This is a genomic window from Pseudomonas sp. AG1028, assembly GCF_007993955.1.
GTDB classification, from domain to species: Bacteria; Pseudomonadota; Gammaproteobacteria; order Pseudomonadales; family Pseudomonadaceae; genus Aquipseudomonas; species Aquipseudomonas straminea.
This window is the reverse complement of the sequence record NZ_VIVP01000004.1, coordinates 117,449-131,421: the sequence shown is the minus strand read 5'-3', so window position 1 is coordinate 131,421 and position 13,973 is coordinate 117,449. Positions and strand designations below refer to the sequence as shown.

The 13,973-nt window shown below is 64.3% G+C and carries 11 protein-coding genes; all 11 read right to left on the bottom strand.

Translation table 11 applies throughout. The features are described 5' to 3' along the window. Positions 1 to 202: 202 nt before the first annotated feature. Positions 203 to 1,690 carry an NADH-quinone oxidoreductase subunit NuoN gene (nuoN, locus tag FB481_RS07825; RefSeq protein WP_147176104.1) on the bottom strand — a complete coding sequence of 496 codons (1,488 nt, stop codon included), beginning with the start codon at positions 1,688 to 1,690 and terminating at the stop codon, positions 203 to 205. 27 nt (positions 1,691 to 1,717) lie between these two features. Beyond that, complete coding sequence (gene nuoM, locus FB481_RS07820) at positions 1,718 to 3,247, bottom strand: NADH-quinone oxidoreductase subunit M (RefSeq protein WP_147175810.1); 1,530 nt, start codon at positions 3,245 to 3,247, stop codon at positions 1,718 to 1,720. Between the two features lie 41 nt (positions 3,248 to 3,288). Beyond that, positions 3,289 to 5,136 carry an NADH-quinone oxidoreductase subunit L gene (gene nuoL / locus FB481_RS07815; protein WP_147175808.1) on the bottom strand — a complete coding sequence of 616 codons (1,848 nt, stop codon included), beginning with the start codon at positions 5,134 to 5,136 and terminating at the stop codon, positions 3,289 to 3,291. Next, positions 5,133 to 5,441, bottom strand: coding sequence for an NADH-quinone oxidoreductase subunit NuoK (gene nuoK / locus FB481_RS07810; protein ID WP_027905359.1), 309 nt, complete (start codon positions 5,439 to 5,441; stop codon positions 5,133 to 5,135). The genes nuoL and nuoK overlap by 4 nt, the downstream gene beginning before the upstream one ends. After that, positions 5,438 to 5,947 carry an NADH-quinone oxidoreductase subunit J gene (gene nuoJ / locus FB481_RS07805; RefSeq protein WP_027905360.1) on the bottom strand — a complete coding sequence of 170 codons (510 nt, stop codon included), beginning with the start codon at positions 5,945 to 5,947 and terminating at the stop codon, positions 5,438 to 5,440. Before nuoJ ends, nuoK begins: the two co-directional genes overlap by 4 nt. After that, positions 5,947 to 6,495, bottom strand: a complete 549-nt coding sequence (gene nuoI / locus FB481_RS07800; RefSeq protein WP_027905361.1) for an NADH-quinone oxidoreductase subunit NuoI — start codon at positions 6,493 to 6,495, stop codon at positions 5,947 to 5,949. The genes nuoJ and nuoI overlap by 1 nt, the downstream gene beginning before the upstream one ends. 10 nt (positions 6,496 to 6,505) lie before the next feature. Then, positions 6,506 to 7,498 carry an NADH-quinone oxidoreductase subunit NuoH gene (gene nuoH / locus FB481_RS07795; RefSeq protein ID WP_027905362.1) on the bottom strand — a complete coding sequence of 331 codons (993 nt, stop codon included), beginning with the start codon at positions 7,496 to 7,498 and terminating at the stop codon, positions 6,506 to 6,508. Then, positions 7,495 to 10,224, bottom strand: a complete 2,730-nt coding sequence (gene nuoG / locus FB481_RS07790; RefSeq protein ID WP_147175806.1) for an NADH-quinone oxidoreductase subunit NuoG — start codon at positions 10,222 to 10,224, stop codon at positions 7,495 to 7,497. Before nuoG ends, nuoH begins: the two co-directional genes overlap by 4 nt. Before the next feature lie 107 nt (positions 10,225 to 10,331). Next, complete coding sequence (nuoF, locus tag FB481_RS07785; protein WP_147175804.1) at positions 10,332 to 11,693, bottom strand: NADH-quinone oxidoreductase subunit NuoF; 1,362 nt, start codon at positions 11,691 to 11,693, stop codon at positions 10,332 to 10,334. After that, entirely contained in the window at positions 11,690 to 12,181 is a 492-nt protein-coding gene (nuoE, locus tag FB481_RS07780) for an NADH-quinone oxidoreductase subunit NuoE (protein ID WP_070887421.1), read from the bottom strand. The genes nuoF and nuoE overlap by 4 nt, the downstream gene beginning before the upstream one ends. Before the next feature lie 10 nt (positions 12,182 to 12,191). Beyond that, entirely contained in the window at positions 12,192 to 13,973 is a 1,782-nt protein-coding gene (gene nuoC, locus FB481_RS07775) for an NADH-quinone oxidoreductase subunit C/D (protein WP_093504774.1), read from the bottom strand.

The window sequence follows — 13,973 nt, the reverse complement described above, 5'->3', positions numbered from 1 at the left end:
CTTCGCCTTGCGAAGTCTTTCGTCCCCAATCCTGCGCATCGCTTCGCTCAGCAGCAGGCTACGAAAAGCACTATTACCGAAATCCGTAGGCTGGGTGAAACCCGGGGAGCAGCTGCCAGACGTTTTAAGGAGGCTCGCACCCATCACACATAAATAAAAACGGCTGCCCTGAGGCAGCCGTTCTTTCATGACGCGACTCTGATCAGAGCGCGACAGCAGCCAGGCCGGCCTGCTTGACCAGATCCAGCAGCGGCTGCGGGTACACGCCGAGCACGAAGGCCAGGGCCGCCACCAGCATCAGCATGATGCCGCCGGCACGTTGGCCCCAGTTGAACGGTGCATCGTGACGCTGCAGGTTCGGCTCGTTGAGGAACAGGGTAACCATCACGCGCAGGTAGTAGAACACTGCGATGGCGCTGCCCAGAACCAGTGCGCCGATCAACCACCACAATTGCGCCTGCACACCCGCGGCGATCACGTAGAACTTGCCGATGAAGCCTGCAGTGAGCGGAATACCGGCCAGCGACAGCATCATCACGGTCAGCACCGCGGTCAGGTATGGGCGGCGCCAGAACAGGCCGCGGTACTCATACAGCGCGTCGGCGTCACGGCCGTTGTAGGGCGTCGACATCAGGGTGATCACCCCGAAGGCGCCCAGGCTGGTCAGCACGTAGGTGGCCATGTACACGCCGATGGCTTCCACGGCCAGGCCCTTGCTGGCAATCAACGCCACCAGCAGGTAACCGAAGTGGGCGATGGACGAGTAACCGAGCAGACGCTTGAGGTTGTTCTGCACCAGAGCCAGCAGGTTGCCGAACAGGATCGAGGCGATGGCGATGACCGTCAGCAAATCGTTCAGCCAGCCGCCAGCAGTGGCCGGGGAGAGCTGATACAGACGCAGCAGTACGGCGAATACCGCGACCTTGCTGGCGGTTGCCAGGAAGGCGGCCACCGGCGCCGGGGCGCCTTCGTAGACGTCCGGCGTCCACAGGTGGAAGGGCACCATGGACAGCTTGAACGCCAGACCGATGAGCATCATGCCGATACCGATCTGCACCAGCTGGCTGCCGCTGGCATCGGCCAGGCTGGCACCGATCTGGGCGAAGCTCAGGCTGCCGGCGTCGGCATACAGCAGCGCCATGCCGAACAGCAGGAAGGCGCTGCCGGCGGCCGACAGCACCATGTACTTGATGCCGGCTTCCAGCGAACGCTTGTTGAAGTAGGCGTAGGCGATCATCCCGTAGGTCGGTACCGAGAGCAGCTCCAGGCCGATGAACAGGCCAGCCAGGTGCTCGGTGCTGACCAGCACCAGACCGCCGGCCGCGGAGAGCAGCAGCAGCAGGTACATTTCTTCGCGGTTGCGCGGGTAACCCTTGGTCTGCCCGTCATTGACCTTGGCCTCGCCCAGGTAGGCGTGGGTGAGGGTGACGCACGCTAGGGTGGCGATCAGCACCAGCGCCATGTAATAGCAGGCGAAGGTGTCGATCTGCATCAGCGGGGTGACCTGCAGCGGCGTGACGCCGATGGTCGGCAGCAGCGACAGTAGGGCCGCGTTGAGGCCGATCACCGACAGCACGAAGGTCATCGAGTGGCTACGTTTCCAGGCGATGGCCAGCATGACCACCACCACGGTGGCGCAGGTGACCAGCAGCGGCAGCAGGGCGATCAGGTGTTGGGTGGAGAATTGCACAGCATGATGTTCCATAAATTTTAACCCTTACCGGCCCGAGGCGAGTTGATCGAGAGCGCCACTGAACCACTGCTGCACGCCTTGCATGCTGGCGGCAGAGGTGTCGAGCACCGGCTGCGGGTAAACGCCGAGCAGGATCAGCAGCACCGCGAGGCACAGCACCATGCTCAGTTCACGAAATTGCAGGCCCGGCAGCGGGCTGTCGTTCTTCACCGGGCCGAAGTGGGCGCGGTGGATCATGATCAGCGAGTACACGGAGCCCAGTACCAGGCCGGTCGCCGCGATCACGGTGACCCACGGTGCGGTCGGGAAGCTGCCGATCAGGATCAGGAACTCGCCGACGAAGTTGCCGGTGCCCGGCAGGCCCAGTGCAGCAGCCGCGAAGAACAGGCTGAGCGCCGGCAGCCAGGACATGCGTGCCCAGATGCCGCCCATCTCGCGCATGTCGCGGGTGTGCAGGCGCTCGTACAGTTGGCCGCAGAGGATGAACAGCGCCGCAGCCGAAAGGCCGTGGGCCATCATCTGCACCACCGCACCCTGCAGGGCGATCTGGCTGCCCGAGTAGATGGCGATCAGCACGAAGCCCATGTGCGACACGCTGGAGTAGGCCACCAGGCGCTTGATGTCGGTCTGCGCGAACGACAGCAGGGCGCCGTAAATGATGGCGAACACGCCCAGGTACATGGCGATCGGCGCGAACTCCGCCGAGGCATTCGGGAACAGTGGCAGCGAGAAGCGCAGCAGGCCGTAGGCCGCGGTTTTCAGCAGGATACCTGCGAGGTCCACCGAGCCTGCGGTCGGCGCCTGGGCGTGGGCGTCCGGCAGCCAGGAGTGCAGGGGCACCACCGGGAACTTGACCGCGAACGCGATGAAGAAGCCCAGCATCAGCAGGTATTCGGTACCTTCGGACAGCTCGGTCTTGAGCAGGTCGGCATAGTTGAAGGTGAATACGCCAGTCTGGTTGAAGTGCACGAACACCAGGCCAAGAATCGCCACCAGCATCACCAGGCCACTGGCCTGGGTGAAGATGAAGAACTTGGTGGCCGCGTTGATGCGGCTCTTGCCAGGGCTGCCGCTATGACCCCAGAGCGCGATGAGGAAATACATCGGCACCAGCATCATTTCCCAGAAGAAGAAGAACAGGAACAGGTCGATGGCCAGGAACACGCCGACCACGCCGCCGAGGATCCACATCAGGTTGAGGTGGAAGAAGCCCACGCGCTTCTGGATCTCGTTCCACGAGCACAGTACCGACAGCACGCCGAGCAGGCCGGTGAGGGTGACCATCAGCACCGACAGGCCGTCCATCGCCAGGTGGATGCTGATGCCGAAGCGCTCGATCCAGCGCACCTGGAATTCGTGCGCCCAGCGTGGCTCGGCACCCGGCGCAGGCGCCAGGCTGAAGTCACCGGTGCCCCACAGCCACAGGCCGAGGCCGAACAGCAGGGACATGGTCAGCAGCGCGATCCAGCGCGGCAGGGTTCCGCCGAAGCGCTCCGCCTGCCAGCACAACAGGCCGCCGATAAAGGGGATCAGGATTAGCCAAGGCAGAATCATGACGGGCGAGTTTCCTTAGAAAAAGTATTCGGGATCATCGGTCAGGCCAGCAGCACGGCAGCGAGCACCAGTACGGCGCCCCCGGCGATGGAGATGGCGTACCAGCGCAGATGCCCGGTTTCGCTGCGGCTCAGCACGCCATGACCACCACGCGCCAGGCGCGGGACGATGCCGATGGCACCGTCGATCGGGTCACGGGCGAGCACCCGGCAGAAGAACAGGTAGGGCTGCACGAAAATCTTGTCGTAGAGCCAGTCGAAGCCCCAGGCGGCGAACCACCAGGCCGACAGGAAACGACCCGGCGCGCTGCTGGCGACGGCGCTGACGAAACTGCGCTTGCCGAGAAACAGCATGGCGGCCAGCAGGATACCGGCCAGGGCGATGCAGCCCGAGACGATTTCCAGGCTGTGCTTGGCCTCGCCACCGGCATGGCCGGCGCTCTGCGGCAGCACGCCAGCCAGCGGCGGAGTGATCCAGGCGCCGATGAAGGTCGACAGCACGATCAGCACGATCAGCGGCAGGTTGTGGGCGATACCATGACCGGCATGGGCGTCGGTCTTCTGCTCGCCATGGAAGGCGATGAAGATCAACCGGAAGGTGTAGATCGAGGTCATGAAGGCGCCCAGCAGACCGGCGTAGAGCAGGCCAGAATTACCGCTGGCGAAGGCTTCCCAGAGAATCTCGTCCTTGGAGTAGAAGCCCACGGTGATCAGCGGCAGCGCCGCCAGGGCCGAGCCGCCGACGACGAAGCTGGCATAGGCCAGCGGCAGCTTCTTCCATAGGCCGCCCATCTTGAAGATGTTCTGCTCGTGGTGGCAGGCATGGATCACCGAACCGGAAGCGAGGAACAGCAGCGCCTTGAAGAAGGCGTGGGTCATCAGGTGGAAGATCGCCGCGTCCCAAGCGCCGACGCCCAGGGCCAGGAACATGTAGCCGATCTGGCTCATGGTCGAGTAGGCGAGGATGCGCTTGATGTCGGTCTGCACCAGGGCGGCGAAACCCGCCAGCACCAGGGTCACACCACCGACGATGCCGACCAGCTCGAGAATCTCCGGGGTCAGCAGGAACAGGCCGTTGGTACGGGCGATCAGGTAGACGCCCGCGGTGACCATGGTGGCGGCGTGGATCAGTGCCGAAACCGGCGTCGGGCCGGCCATGGCGTCGGCCAGCCAGGTCTGCAAGGGCAACTGGGCGGATTTACCGACCGCGCCGCCGAGCAGCATCAGGGTCGCCAGCCACAGCCAGGTATCGCCGGCTGCGTACTTCTGCGGGGCCAGCACCATCAGCTCCTGGATGTTCAGGGTGCCGAGGTTGAGGAACAGCAGGAACAGGCCGATCATCAGGAACACGTCGCCGATACGGGTGACGATGAACGCTTTCAGCGCCGCGTTACCGTTGGGCACGTGCTTGTAATAGAAGCCGATCAGCAGGTACGAGCACAGGCCCACGCCTTCCCACCCGAAGAACAGAGTCATCAGGTTGTCGCCCAGCACCAGCAGCAGCATGCTGAATATGAATAGGTTGGTGTAGGAGAGGAAACGCGAGTAACCCTCTTCACCGCGCATGTACCAGCTGGCGAACATGTGGATCAGGAAGCCCACGCCGGTGACCACGCCTAGCATGGTCAGCGACAGGCCGTCCAGGTACAGGGTGAAGCTCGGCGCCAGGCCGTCGACGCTCATCCACTGCCACAGGGTCTGGGTGTAAACGCCGTCTGCCGGTGGCGCGACGTTGAACTGCCACATGATCGAGGCGGTGGTCAGAGCCGACAGGCCGACCGAGCCGACACCGACGATGGCGGCAGCGCCTTCGCTCAGGCGGCCGCGGGAAAAGGCCAGGATGAACCAGCCGATCAGTGGGAACAGGAGTGTCAGGAATAAGAGGTTCATCCGCGCATCTCGCTGGCTGCGTCGATATCGAGGGTGTGGAAGCGGCGATACAGCTGCAGCAGGATCGCCAGGCCGATGCTCGCTTCGGCGGCGGCCAGGGCGATGACCAGAATGAACATGATCTGCCCGTCAGCCTGCCCCCAGCGCGCACCGGCGACCACGAAGGCGAGGGCGGCGGCGTTCATCATCACTTCCAAGCTCATCAGCACGAACAGGATGTTGCGGCGCACCATCAGGCCGACCAGGCCGAGGCTGAACAGCACGCCGGCCAGCGCCAGGCCGTGCTCCATTGGAATACCGTTCATGGCGTAGCATCCTTGATGTCGTTACGGCCCAGGTGATAGGCGGCGACCAGTGCGGCCAGCAGCAGCATGGAGGCCAGCTCGACGGCCAGCAGATAAGGGCCGAACAGGTGAATGCCCACGGCCTTGGCATCGACCGTGGTGTGGCCGATGGTGGCGCCGCTCGGTACGGCGAACAGCACGTACAGCAGCTGACCCAGCAGGAGCGCAGAGAGCAGCGCCGGGCCGATCCAGATGCCCGGGGTCAGCCAGGTGCGTTCCTGCTGTACCGAGGCAGGGCCGAGGTTGAGCATCATCACCACGAACACGAACAGCACCATGATGGCGCCGGCGTAGACGATGATCTCCAGGGCACCGGCGAAAGGCGCGCCGAGGCTGAAGAACACCATGGATACGGCGAGCAGCGAGATGATCAGGTAGAGCAGGGCGTGCACCGGGTTCTTACCAGTGATCACGCCGAAGGTCGAGGCAACTGCGACCCCTGCGGAGAAGTAGAAGGCGAATTCCATTATGGCAACAACCCCTTGACGTTGATCGGCTCGGCTTCGTCCTGCGCGGCGCCTTTCGGCTTGCCGGCGATGGCCATGCCGGCCACGCGGTAGAAGTTGTAGTCCGGGTTCTTGCCGGGGCCGGAGATCAGCAGGTCTTCCTTCTCGTACACCAGGTCCTGACGCTTGAACTCGCCCATTTCGAAATCCGGGGTGAGCTGGATCGCGGTGGTCGGGCAGGCTTCCTCGCACAGGCCGCAGAAGATGCAGCGCGAGAAGTTGATGCGGAAGAAGTCCGGGTACCAGCGGCCGTCTTCGGTTTCCGCCTTCTGCAGCGAAATGCAGCCCACCGGGCAAGCCACGGCGCACAGGTTGCAGGCTACGCAGCGTTCTTCGCCGTCCGGGTCGCGGGTCAGTACGATGCGGCCGCGGTAGCGCGGTGGCAGGTAGACCTGTTCTTCCGGGTATTGCAGGGTGTCGCGCTTGCGAAAGCCATGGCCGAAGACCATGACCAGGCTGCGCAATTGGGTCGCGGTACCGACCAGTACGTCCCAAATATATTTGAACATCACTCGCTCCTTACTGGGCCGTGGCCAGCACGACGGCGCCGGTCACCAGCAGGTTGATCAGGGTCAGCGGCAGGCAGAACTTCCAGCTGAAGGCCATGACCTGGTCATACCGCGGGCGCGGAATGGACGCGCGCAGCAGGATGAAGATCATGATGAAGAAGCAGGTCTTGATCGCGAACCAGAAGAACGGGATCTGCGGCATGATGCCGAACGGACCGTGCCAGCCACCAAAGAACAGGGTTACCAGCAGCGCGGAGATGGTCACGATGCCGATGTATTCACCGACGAAGAACATGCCCCATTTCATGCCGGCGTATTCGATGTGGTAACCGTCGGCCAGCTCCTGCTCCGCTTCCGGCTGGTCGAAGGGGTGACGGTGCGTCACTGCCACGCCAGCGATGAAGAAGGTACAGAAACCAAAGAACTGCGGAATGATGAACCACAGATTCTGGGCCTGGTAATCGACGATGTCGCGCATGTTGAACGAGCCGACCTGGGCGACGATACCCATCAGCGCCAGGGCCAGGAACACCTCGTAGGAGATGGTCTGGGCCGAGGCACGCAGGCTGCCGAGCAGGGCGAACTTGTTGTTGCTCGACCAGCCGGCGAACAGCACGGCGTACACCGACAGGCCAGCCATGGCGAAGAAGAACAGGATGCCGATGTTCAGGTCCGCCACGCCCCAGTTGGGGGTGATCGGGATGATCGCGAAGGCCACCAGCATGGCGCCCATGGCGATGATCGGCGCCAGGGTGAAGATCAGCTTGTCGGCGAACGGCGGCGTCCAGTCTTCCTTGAAGAACATCTTGAGCATGTCCGCAGCCAGCTGGAACATGCCGAACGGGCCGACCCGGTTGGGGCCGTAGCGATCCTGCCACCAGCCGAGCAGGCGGCGTTCGACGAAGCTCAGCAGCGCACCGCACACCACCACGGCAAGCAGGATGACGATGGCCTTGAGCACTTCCTGGATGATGTCAAGCAACTGTGGAGTCAGCCAACTCATTGCGCGGCCTCCCCAATGTTGCTCACGGCCGCGCCAGCGATGGCCGCCGGAATGCCAGCCAGGCCAACCGGCAGGCCGACCAGACCGATGCCCAGCTCTTCAGTGACGCGCAGCGGCAGGCGCAGGTTCTGGCCGTTGACGCTCAGTTGCAGCAGTGCGCCGTCGTTGACGCCCAGGCGATCGGCTTCGTCCTTGGCCAGCGCCACGTAGGCTTCGGGTGTGCGCTCGGCGATCGGCGCGGCGCGCGAGGACATTTCCTCGCTGCCGAACAGATGGTGCAGCGGCACGGCCTGCCAGGTGCCCTGGGCGGGGTTGAAGGCCGTCGGTGCGCTGAACCAGCCCAGGCTTGCGCCCTTGGCTTCGATCAGGCGCACGCCGGGGTCGCCGGCACGCAGGTGACCACCGACTTCATCCTGGAACTTGTTCCAGGCCTGAGGCGAGTTCCAGCCTGGCGACCAGGCGAACGGGATCTGCTGACGGTCTTCCTTGCTGCCCGAGTAGCCTTCCATGGAGAAGGCAAAGGCGCTGTCCTTGTCCTGAGGCTGACGCGGCTCGTGCACGCTGATGTTGGCGCGCATGGCGGTACGACCGCTGTAGCGATGCGGTTCGCGGGCCAGCTTGAGGCCCTTGATGCGGAACGAGGCGCTTGGCGCGGCGTCGCGGATGCCGGCCAGCTGGGCGGAGCTTTCTGCGCAGGCAGCGGTGACCTGATCGAGCTGGGTCCAGTCGACGACGCGATTGTGCAGCGTGCTGTGCAGCGCGTGCAGCCAGCGCCAGCCTTCGCGAACGAGGATGTTGGCGTCGTAGTAGGACGGGTCATAGACCTGGAAGAAACGCTGGGCGCGGCCTTCCTGGCTGACCAGGGTGCCGTCGCCTTCGGCGAAGCTGGCAGCCGGCAGCAGCAGGTGCGCCTTGGCGGTGGTGGCGGTGCTCTGGTGATCGGCGACGATCACCACCTTGGCGGCGGCCAGGGCGGCGTCCACACGGCCGGCATCGGCGCGGTGGTAGAGATCGTTCTCCAGCACCACCAGGGCGTCGGCCTGACCGGAGGTCAGCGCTTCGAAGGCGTCGTCCAGGCTGTTGCCGGCGAACTGCTCGCCCATCAGCAGGGCCATGCCCATGCTGTTGGCTTCCGGCACCACCAGGCTAATGGAGCCGTTCTTCTCGCGGTTCTTCAGGGCGCTGGCGATGTTCGCGGCGGCTTCGATCAGCGCGCGATTGCCCAGCGAGGCGCCGGAAACGATCAGCGGGCGCTTGGCGTTCAGCAGCGCCTCGGCGATGCGTTGCACCAGCTCGCCGGCCTCGGCTTCCAGACCTTCGACGGCCGGGGCGCTCGGGTCGATGGCGTGGGCCACAGCGAAGCCGATGCGCGCCAGGTCATCGGGCGCGGCGTGTACGCACTGCTCGGCGACGTCGTCGAGGCGGGTGGCGGTGACGCTGGCGATGAACAGCGGATTGAGCGCGTGCTGGGCGACGTTCTGCACGGCGGCCATGTGCCAATCCTGGATCTTCGCGCCGGCGGCGATCTCGGTGGCTTTGCCCTTGACCGACTGGCGCAGAGCCAGGGCGACGCGGGCGGCGGTCTGGGTAAGGTCTTCACCGAGCACGAACACCGCGTCGTGGCTCTCGATGTCGCGCAGGGTCGGCACCGGCAGCGGGCCGTTCTGCAGCACGTCGCGGATCAGGCGAATGTTGGCCTGCTCGGCCGCGGCGATACCGGAGTAGAAGTTGCCAGCGCCGACCAGCTCGCGCAGGGCGAAGTTACCCTCCAGGCTGGCACGTGGCGAACCGATGCCGATCACCTTGCGGCCCTTGAGCAGGGCAGCGGCCTGATCCAGTGCGGCGTCCAGGCCCATCTTCATCTTGCTGAGCATCATCACCGGCTGACGCGGACGGTCTTCACGGTTGACGTAGCCGTAGCCGAAGCGACCACGGTCGCACAGGAAGTACTGGTTCACCGAGCCGTTGAAGCGGTTCTCGATGCGGCGTACTTCGCCGTAGCGCTCGCCTGGGCTGGTGTTGCAGCCGCTGGAGCAGCCATGGCAGATGCTCGGGGCGAACTGCATGTCCCACTTGCGGTTGTAGCGCTCGGAGTGGGTCTTGTCGGTGAACACACCGGTCGGGCAGACCTCAACCAGGTTGCCGGAGAACTCGCTTTCCAGGGTGCCGTCTTCGACGCGGCCGAAGTACACGTTGTCGTGGGCACCGTAGACGCCCAGGTCGGTGCCGCCGGCGTAATCCTTGTAGTAACGCACGCAGCGGTAGCAGGCGATGCAGCGGTTCATCTCATGGGCTATGAACGGGCCGAGCTCCTGGTTCTGGTGGGTGCGCTTGCTGAACCGATAGCGACGGGCGTTGTGGCCGGTCATCACCGTCATGTCCTGCAGGTGGCAATGGCCGCCTTCCTCGCACACCGGGCAGTCGTGCGGGTGGTTGGTCATCAGCCACTCGACGACACTCTTGCGAAAGGCCACGGCCTCTTCGTCGTCGATGGAGATCCAGCTGTTGTCGGTGGCCGGCGTCATGCAGGACATGACCAGGCGGCCGCGCTTGTCGTTTTCGTCGCTGTACTGCTTCACCGCGCACTGGCGGCAGGCGCCAACGCTGCCGAGCGCCGGGTGCCAGCAGAAGTAGGGGATGTCGAGACCAAGGGACAGACAGGCCTGCAGCAGGTTGTCCGCACCATCGACTTCGAGATCTTTGCCGTCTACGTGGATAGTGGCCATTTTTCTTCAGTCTTCGTTTGCCCGCTCGAAAGCGGACGGGCTAAGGGAATTCTTGTCTTTGCCTGGGCCGGACGGCGCCATCGCGCCCACTCGTCCGACCATCGGGCCTATACCGCGTGTGCCGCTACCGGCGGCTGCGGCGCAGTGGCGCCCACACCGGCTTCGAACTCTTCACGGAAATACTTGATCGCGCTGCCCAGTGGCTCCACGGCACCCGGTGCGTGAGCACAGAAGGTCTTGCCGGGGCCGAGGAAATTGACCAGCCCGAGCAGGGTGTCGATGTCCTCGCGGGTACCCTGCTTGCGCTCCAGGGCGCGGAGGATCTTCACGCTCCACGGCAGGCCGTCGCGGCATGGCGTGCACCAGCCGCAGGATTCGCGGGCGAAGAACTCTTCCATGTTGCGCAGCAGCGAAACCATGTTCACCGTGTTGTCGATGGCCAGGGCCAGGCCGGTACCCATGCGGGTGCCGACCTTGGCGATGCCGGCGGCGTACATCGAGGCCTCGAGGTGCTCGGGTAGCAGGAAACCGGTGCCGGCGCCGCCGGGCTGCCAGGCCTTGAGGGTGTAGCCGTCGCGCATGCCGCCGGCGTAGTCCTCGAACAGCTCGCGGGCACTGATGCCGAACGGCAGCTCCCAGATCCCCGGGTTCTTGACCTTGCCGGAGAAGCCCATCAGCTTGGTGCCGTGGTCTTCGCTGCCTTCGCGGGCCAGGGATTTGTACCAGTCCACGCCGTTGCCGATGATCGACGGCACGTTGCACAGGGTCTCGACGTTGTTGACGCAGGTCGGCTTGCCCCACACGCCCACCGCAGCGGGGAAGGGCGGCTTGGCGCGCGGGTTGGCGCGACGGCCTTCCAGGGAGTTGATCAGTGCGGTTTCTTCACCGCAGATGTAACGCCCGGCGCCGGTGTGCACGAACAATTCGAAATCGAAACCGCTGCCCAGGATGTTCTTGCCCAGCAGGCCGGCGGCCTTGGCTTCCTCGATGGCGCGGTTGAGGTTGGCGGCGGCGTCGATGTACTCGCCACGCAGGAAGATGTAGCCGCGGTAGGCCTTCAGGGCCCGGGCGCTGATCAGCATGCCTTCCACCAGCAGGTGCGGCAGCTGTTCCATCAGCATGCGGTCCTTCCAGGTGTTGGGTTCCATCTCGTCCGCGTTGCACAGCAGATAACGGATGTTCAGCGATTCGTCATTGGGCATCAGGCCCCACTTCACGCCGGTGGGAAAGCCCGCACCACCGCGGCCCTTGAGACCGGAATCCTTGACCGTCTGCACGATGTCGGCCTGGGCCATCTCGGCCAGGGCCTTGCGGGCGGCGGCATAACCGTTCTTCTGCTGGTATTCGTCGAGCCACACGGGCTGGGCGTCGTCGCGCAGGCGCCAGGTCAGCGGATGAGTCTCTTCGCTGCGGGCGATGCGGTTGGCCGGGCCGAAGGAGGTCAGCAGGTTGGAGCTGCGGCTGATCATTGGAAGTTCTCCAGCAGTTGCGCCACGCCTTCGGGTTGCACGTCGCCAAAGGTTTCGTCGTCGATCATCATCGCCGGCGCCTTGTCGCAGTTGCCCAGGCAGCACACCGGCAGCAGGGTGAAGCGGCCGTCGGCGGTGGTCTGGCCGGGCACGATGCCCAGTTCGGCCTTGATGCTGCCGAGCACGTTCTCGTGGCCACCGATGAAGCAGGTCATGCTGTCGCACACACGGATGATGTGACGGCCGACGGGCTGGCGGAAAATCTGGCTGTAGAAGGTGGCGACACCTTCGACGTCGCTGGCCGGGATGCCGAGAATCGCGCCGATGGCATCGGCGGCGCCGTCCGGCACCCAGCCGCGTTCCTTCTGCACGATCTTAAGGGCTTCGATGGACGCCGCACGCGGGTCCTCGTAGTGGTGCATCTCGTGCTCGATGGCCGAGCGCTCGGTTTCACTGAGGGCGAAACGGTCGGTCTGAATCATGTTCATGGTGTTCTCCTCAGCGATCCACGTCGGCCATGACGAAGTCGATACTGCCCAGGTACGCGATCAGGTCGGCGACCATGCTGCCGCGGATCACCGAGGGGATCTGCTGCAGGTGGGCGAAGCTCGGCGTGCGGATGCGCGTGCGGTAGCTCATGGTGCTGCCGTCGCTGGTCAGGTAGTAGCTGTTGATACCCTTGGTCGCTTCGATCATCTGGAAGCTTTCGTTGGCCGGCATGACCGGGCCCCAGGAAACCTGCAGGAAGTGGGTGATCAGGGTTTCGATGTGCTGCAGCGTGCGCTCTTTCGGCGGCGGCGTGGTCAGCGGGTGATCCGCCTTGTACGGGCCTTCCGGCATGTTGCGCAGGCACTGGTCGATGATCCGGATGCTCTGGCGCATCTCCTCGACACGCACCATGCAGCGGTCATAGGCATCGCCGTTGGCGGCCAGCGGCACTTCGAACTCGAAGTTCTCGTAGCCGGAATAGGGGCGCGCCTTGCGCAGGTCGAAATCGCAGCCGGTGGCGCGCAGCCCGGCACCGGTGGTGCCCCATTCCAAGGCTTCCTTGGTGTTGTACTGGGCGACGCCGATGGTACGGGCCTTGAGGATGCTGTTCCTCAGTGCAGCCTTTTCGTATTCGTCGAGGCGCTTGGGCAGCCAGTCGACGAATTCCTTGACCAGCTTGTCCCAGCCACGCGGCAGGTCGTGGGCGACACCACCGATGCGGTACCAGGCCGGGTGCAGGCGGAAACCGGTAATGGCTTCGATCACCTTGTAGGCGCGCTGGCGGTCGGTGAAGGTGAAGAACACCGGGGTCATGGCGCCCACGTCCTGGATGTAGGTACCCAGGAACAGCAGGTGACTGGTGATGCGGAAGAACTCGGCCATCATGATGCGGATGGTGTCGACCTTCTGCGGTACCTTAATGCCGGCCAGCTTCTCGACCGAGAGCACGTAGGGCAGGTTGTTCATCACCCCGCCGAGGTAGTCGATACGGTCGGTGTAGGGGATGAAGCTGTGCCAGCTCTGGCGCTCGGCCATCTTCTCGGCACCGCGGTGGTGGTAGCCGATTTCCGGCACGCAATCGAGGATCTCTTCACCGTCGAGCTGCAGGATGATGCGGAACGCACCGTGGGCGGACGGGTGGTTGGGGCCGAGGTTGAGGAACATGTAGTCCTCGTTCTCGCTGTGGCGTTTCATGCCCCAGTCTTCGGGGTTGAAGCGCGCAGCCTCTTCCTCGAGCTGCTGCTTGGCCAGGGTCAGGCTGAACGGGTCGAATTCGGTGGCGCGCGCCGGATAGTCCTTGCGCAGCGGGTGACCTTCCCAGGTCGGCGGCATCATGATCCGGGTCAGGTGCGGGTGGCCGGTGAAGTGGATGCCGTACAGATCCCACACTTCGCGCTCGTACCAGTTGGCGTTCGGCCAGATGCCGGTCACGGACGGCAGGTTGAGGTCGCCCTCGCGCAGCGCCACCTTGATCATCACGTCGCTGTTACGCTCCAGCGACATGAGGTGATAGAACACGGTGAAATCGGCGTCCGGCAGGCCGCGACGCTGGGTGCGCAGGCGTTCGTCGACGCCGTGTAGGTCGTACAGCATGACGTAGGGGCGAGTGGTCTGGCGCAGGAAGCGCAGCACTTCGACGAGCTTGTCGCGGCCGACCCAGATCACCGGCATGCCGGTGCGGGTGGCCTGCAGCGTGAAGCTGTCGGCGCCAAAACGGGATTGAAGCTCAACGACGACGTCTTGGTCGTCCGCCTTGTACGGCGCAATGGACACGATGGTGTCTGCAGTCAT

Excerpts from the sequence above, each read along its gene's own strand:
- nuoF (WP_147175804.1), bottom strand. The coding sequence starts at position 11,693 with ATGATCAGCCGCAGCTCCAACCTGCTGACCTCCTTCGGCCCGGCCAAC.
- nuoG (WP_147175806.1), bottom strand. The coding sequence starts at position 10,224 with ATGGCCACTATCCACGTAGACGGCAAAGATCTCGAAGTCGATGGTGCG.
- nuoC (WP_093504774.1), bottom strand. The coding sequence starts at position 13,973 with ATGACTGCAGACACCATCGTGTCCATTGCGCCGTACAAGGCGGACGAC.
- nuoE (WP_070887421.1), bottom strand. The coding sequence starts at position 12,181 with ATGAACATGATTCAGACCGACCGTTTCGCCCTCAGTGAAACCGAGCGC.
- nuoL (WP_147175808.1), bottom strand. The coding sequence starts at position 5,136 with ATGAACCTCTTATTCCTGACACTCCTGTTCCCACTGATCGGCTGGTTC.
- nuoK (WP_027905359.1), bottom strand. The coding sequence starts at position 5,441 with ATGAACGGTATTCCAATGGAGCACGGCCTGGCGCTGGCCGGCGTGCTG.
- nuoI (WP_027905361.1), bottom strand. The coding sequence starts at position 6,495 with ATGTTCAAATATATTTGGGACGTACTGGTCGGTACCGCGACCCAATTG.
- nuoM (WP_147175810.1), bottom strand. The coding sequence starts at position 3,247 with ATGATTCTGCCTTGGCTAATCCTGATCCCCTTTATCGGCGGCCTGTTG.
- nuoJ (WP_027905360.1), bottom strand. The coding sequence starts at position 5,947 with ATGGAATTCGCCTTCTACTTCTCCGCAGGGGTCGCAGTTGCCTCGACC.
- nuoH (WP_027905362.1), bottom strand. The coding sequence starts at position 7,498 with ATGAGTTGGCTGACTCCACAGTTGCTTGACATCATCCAGGAAGTGCTC.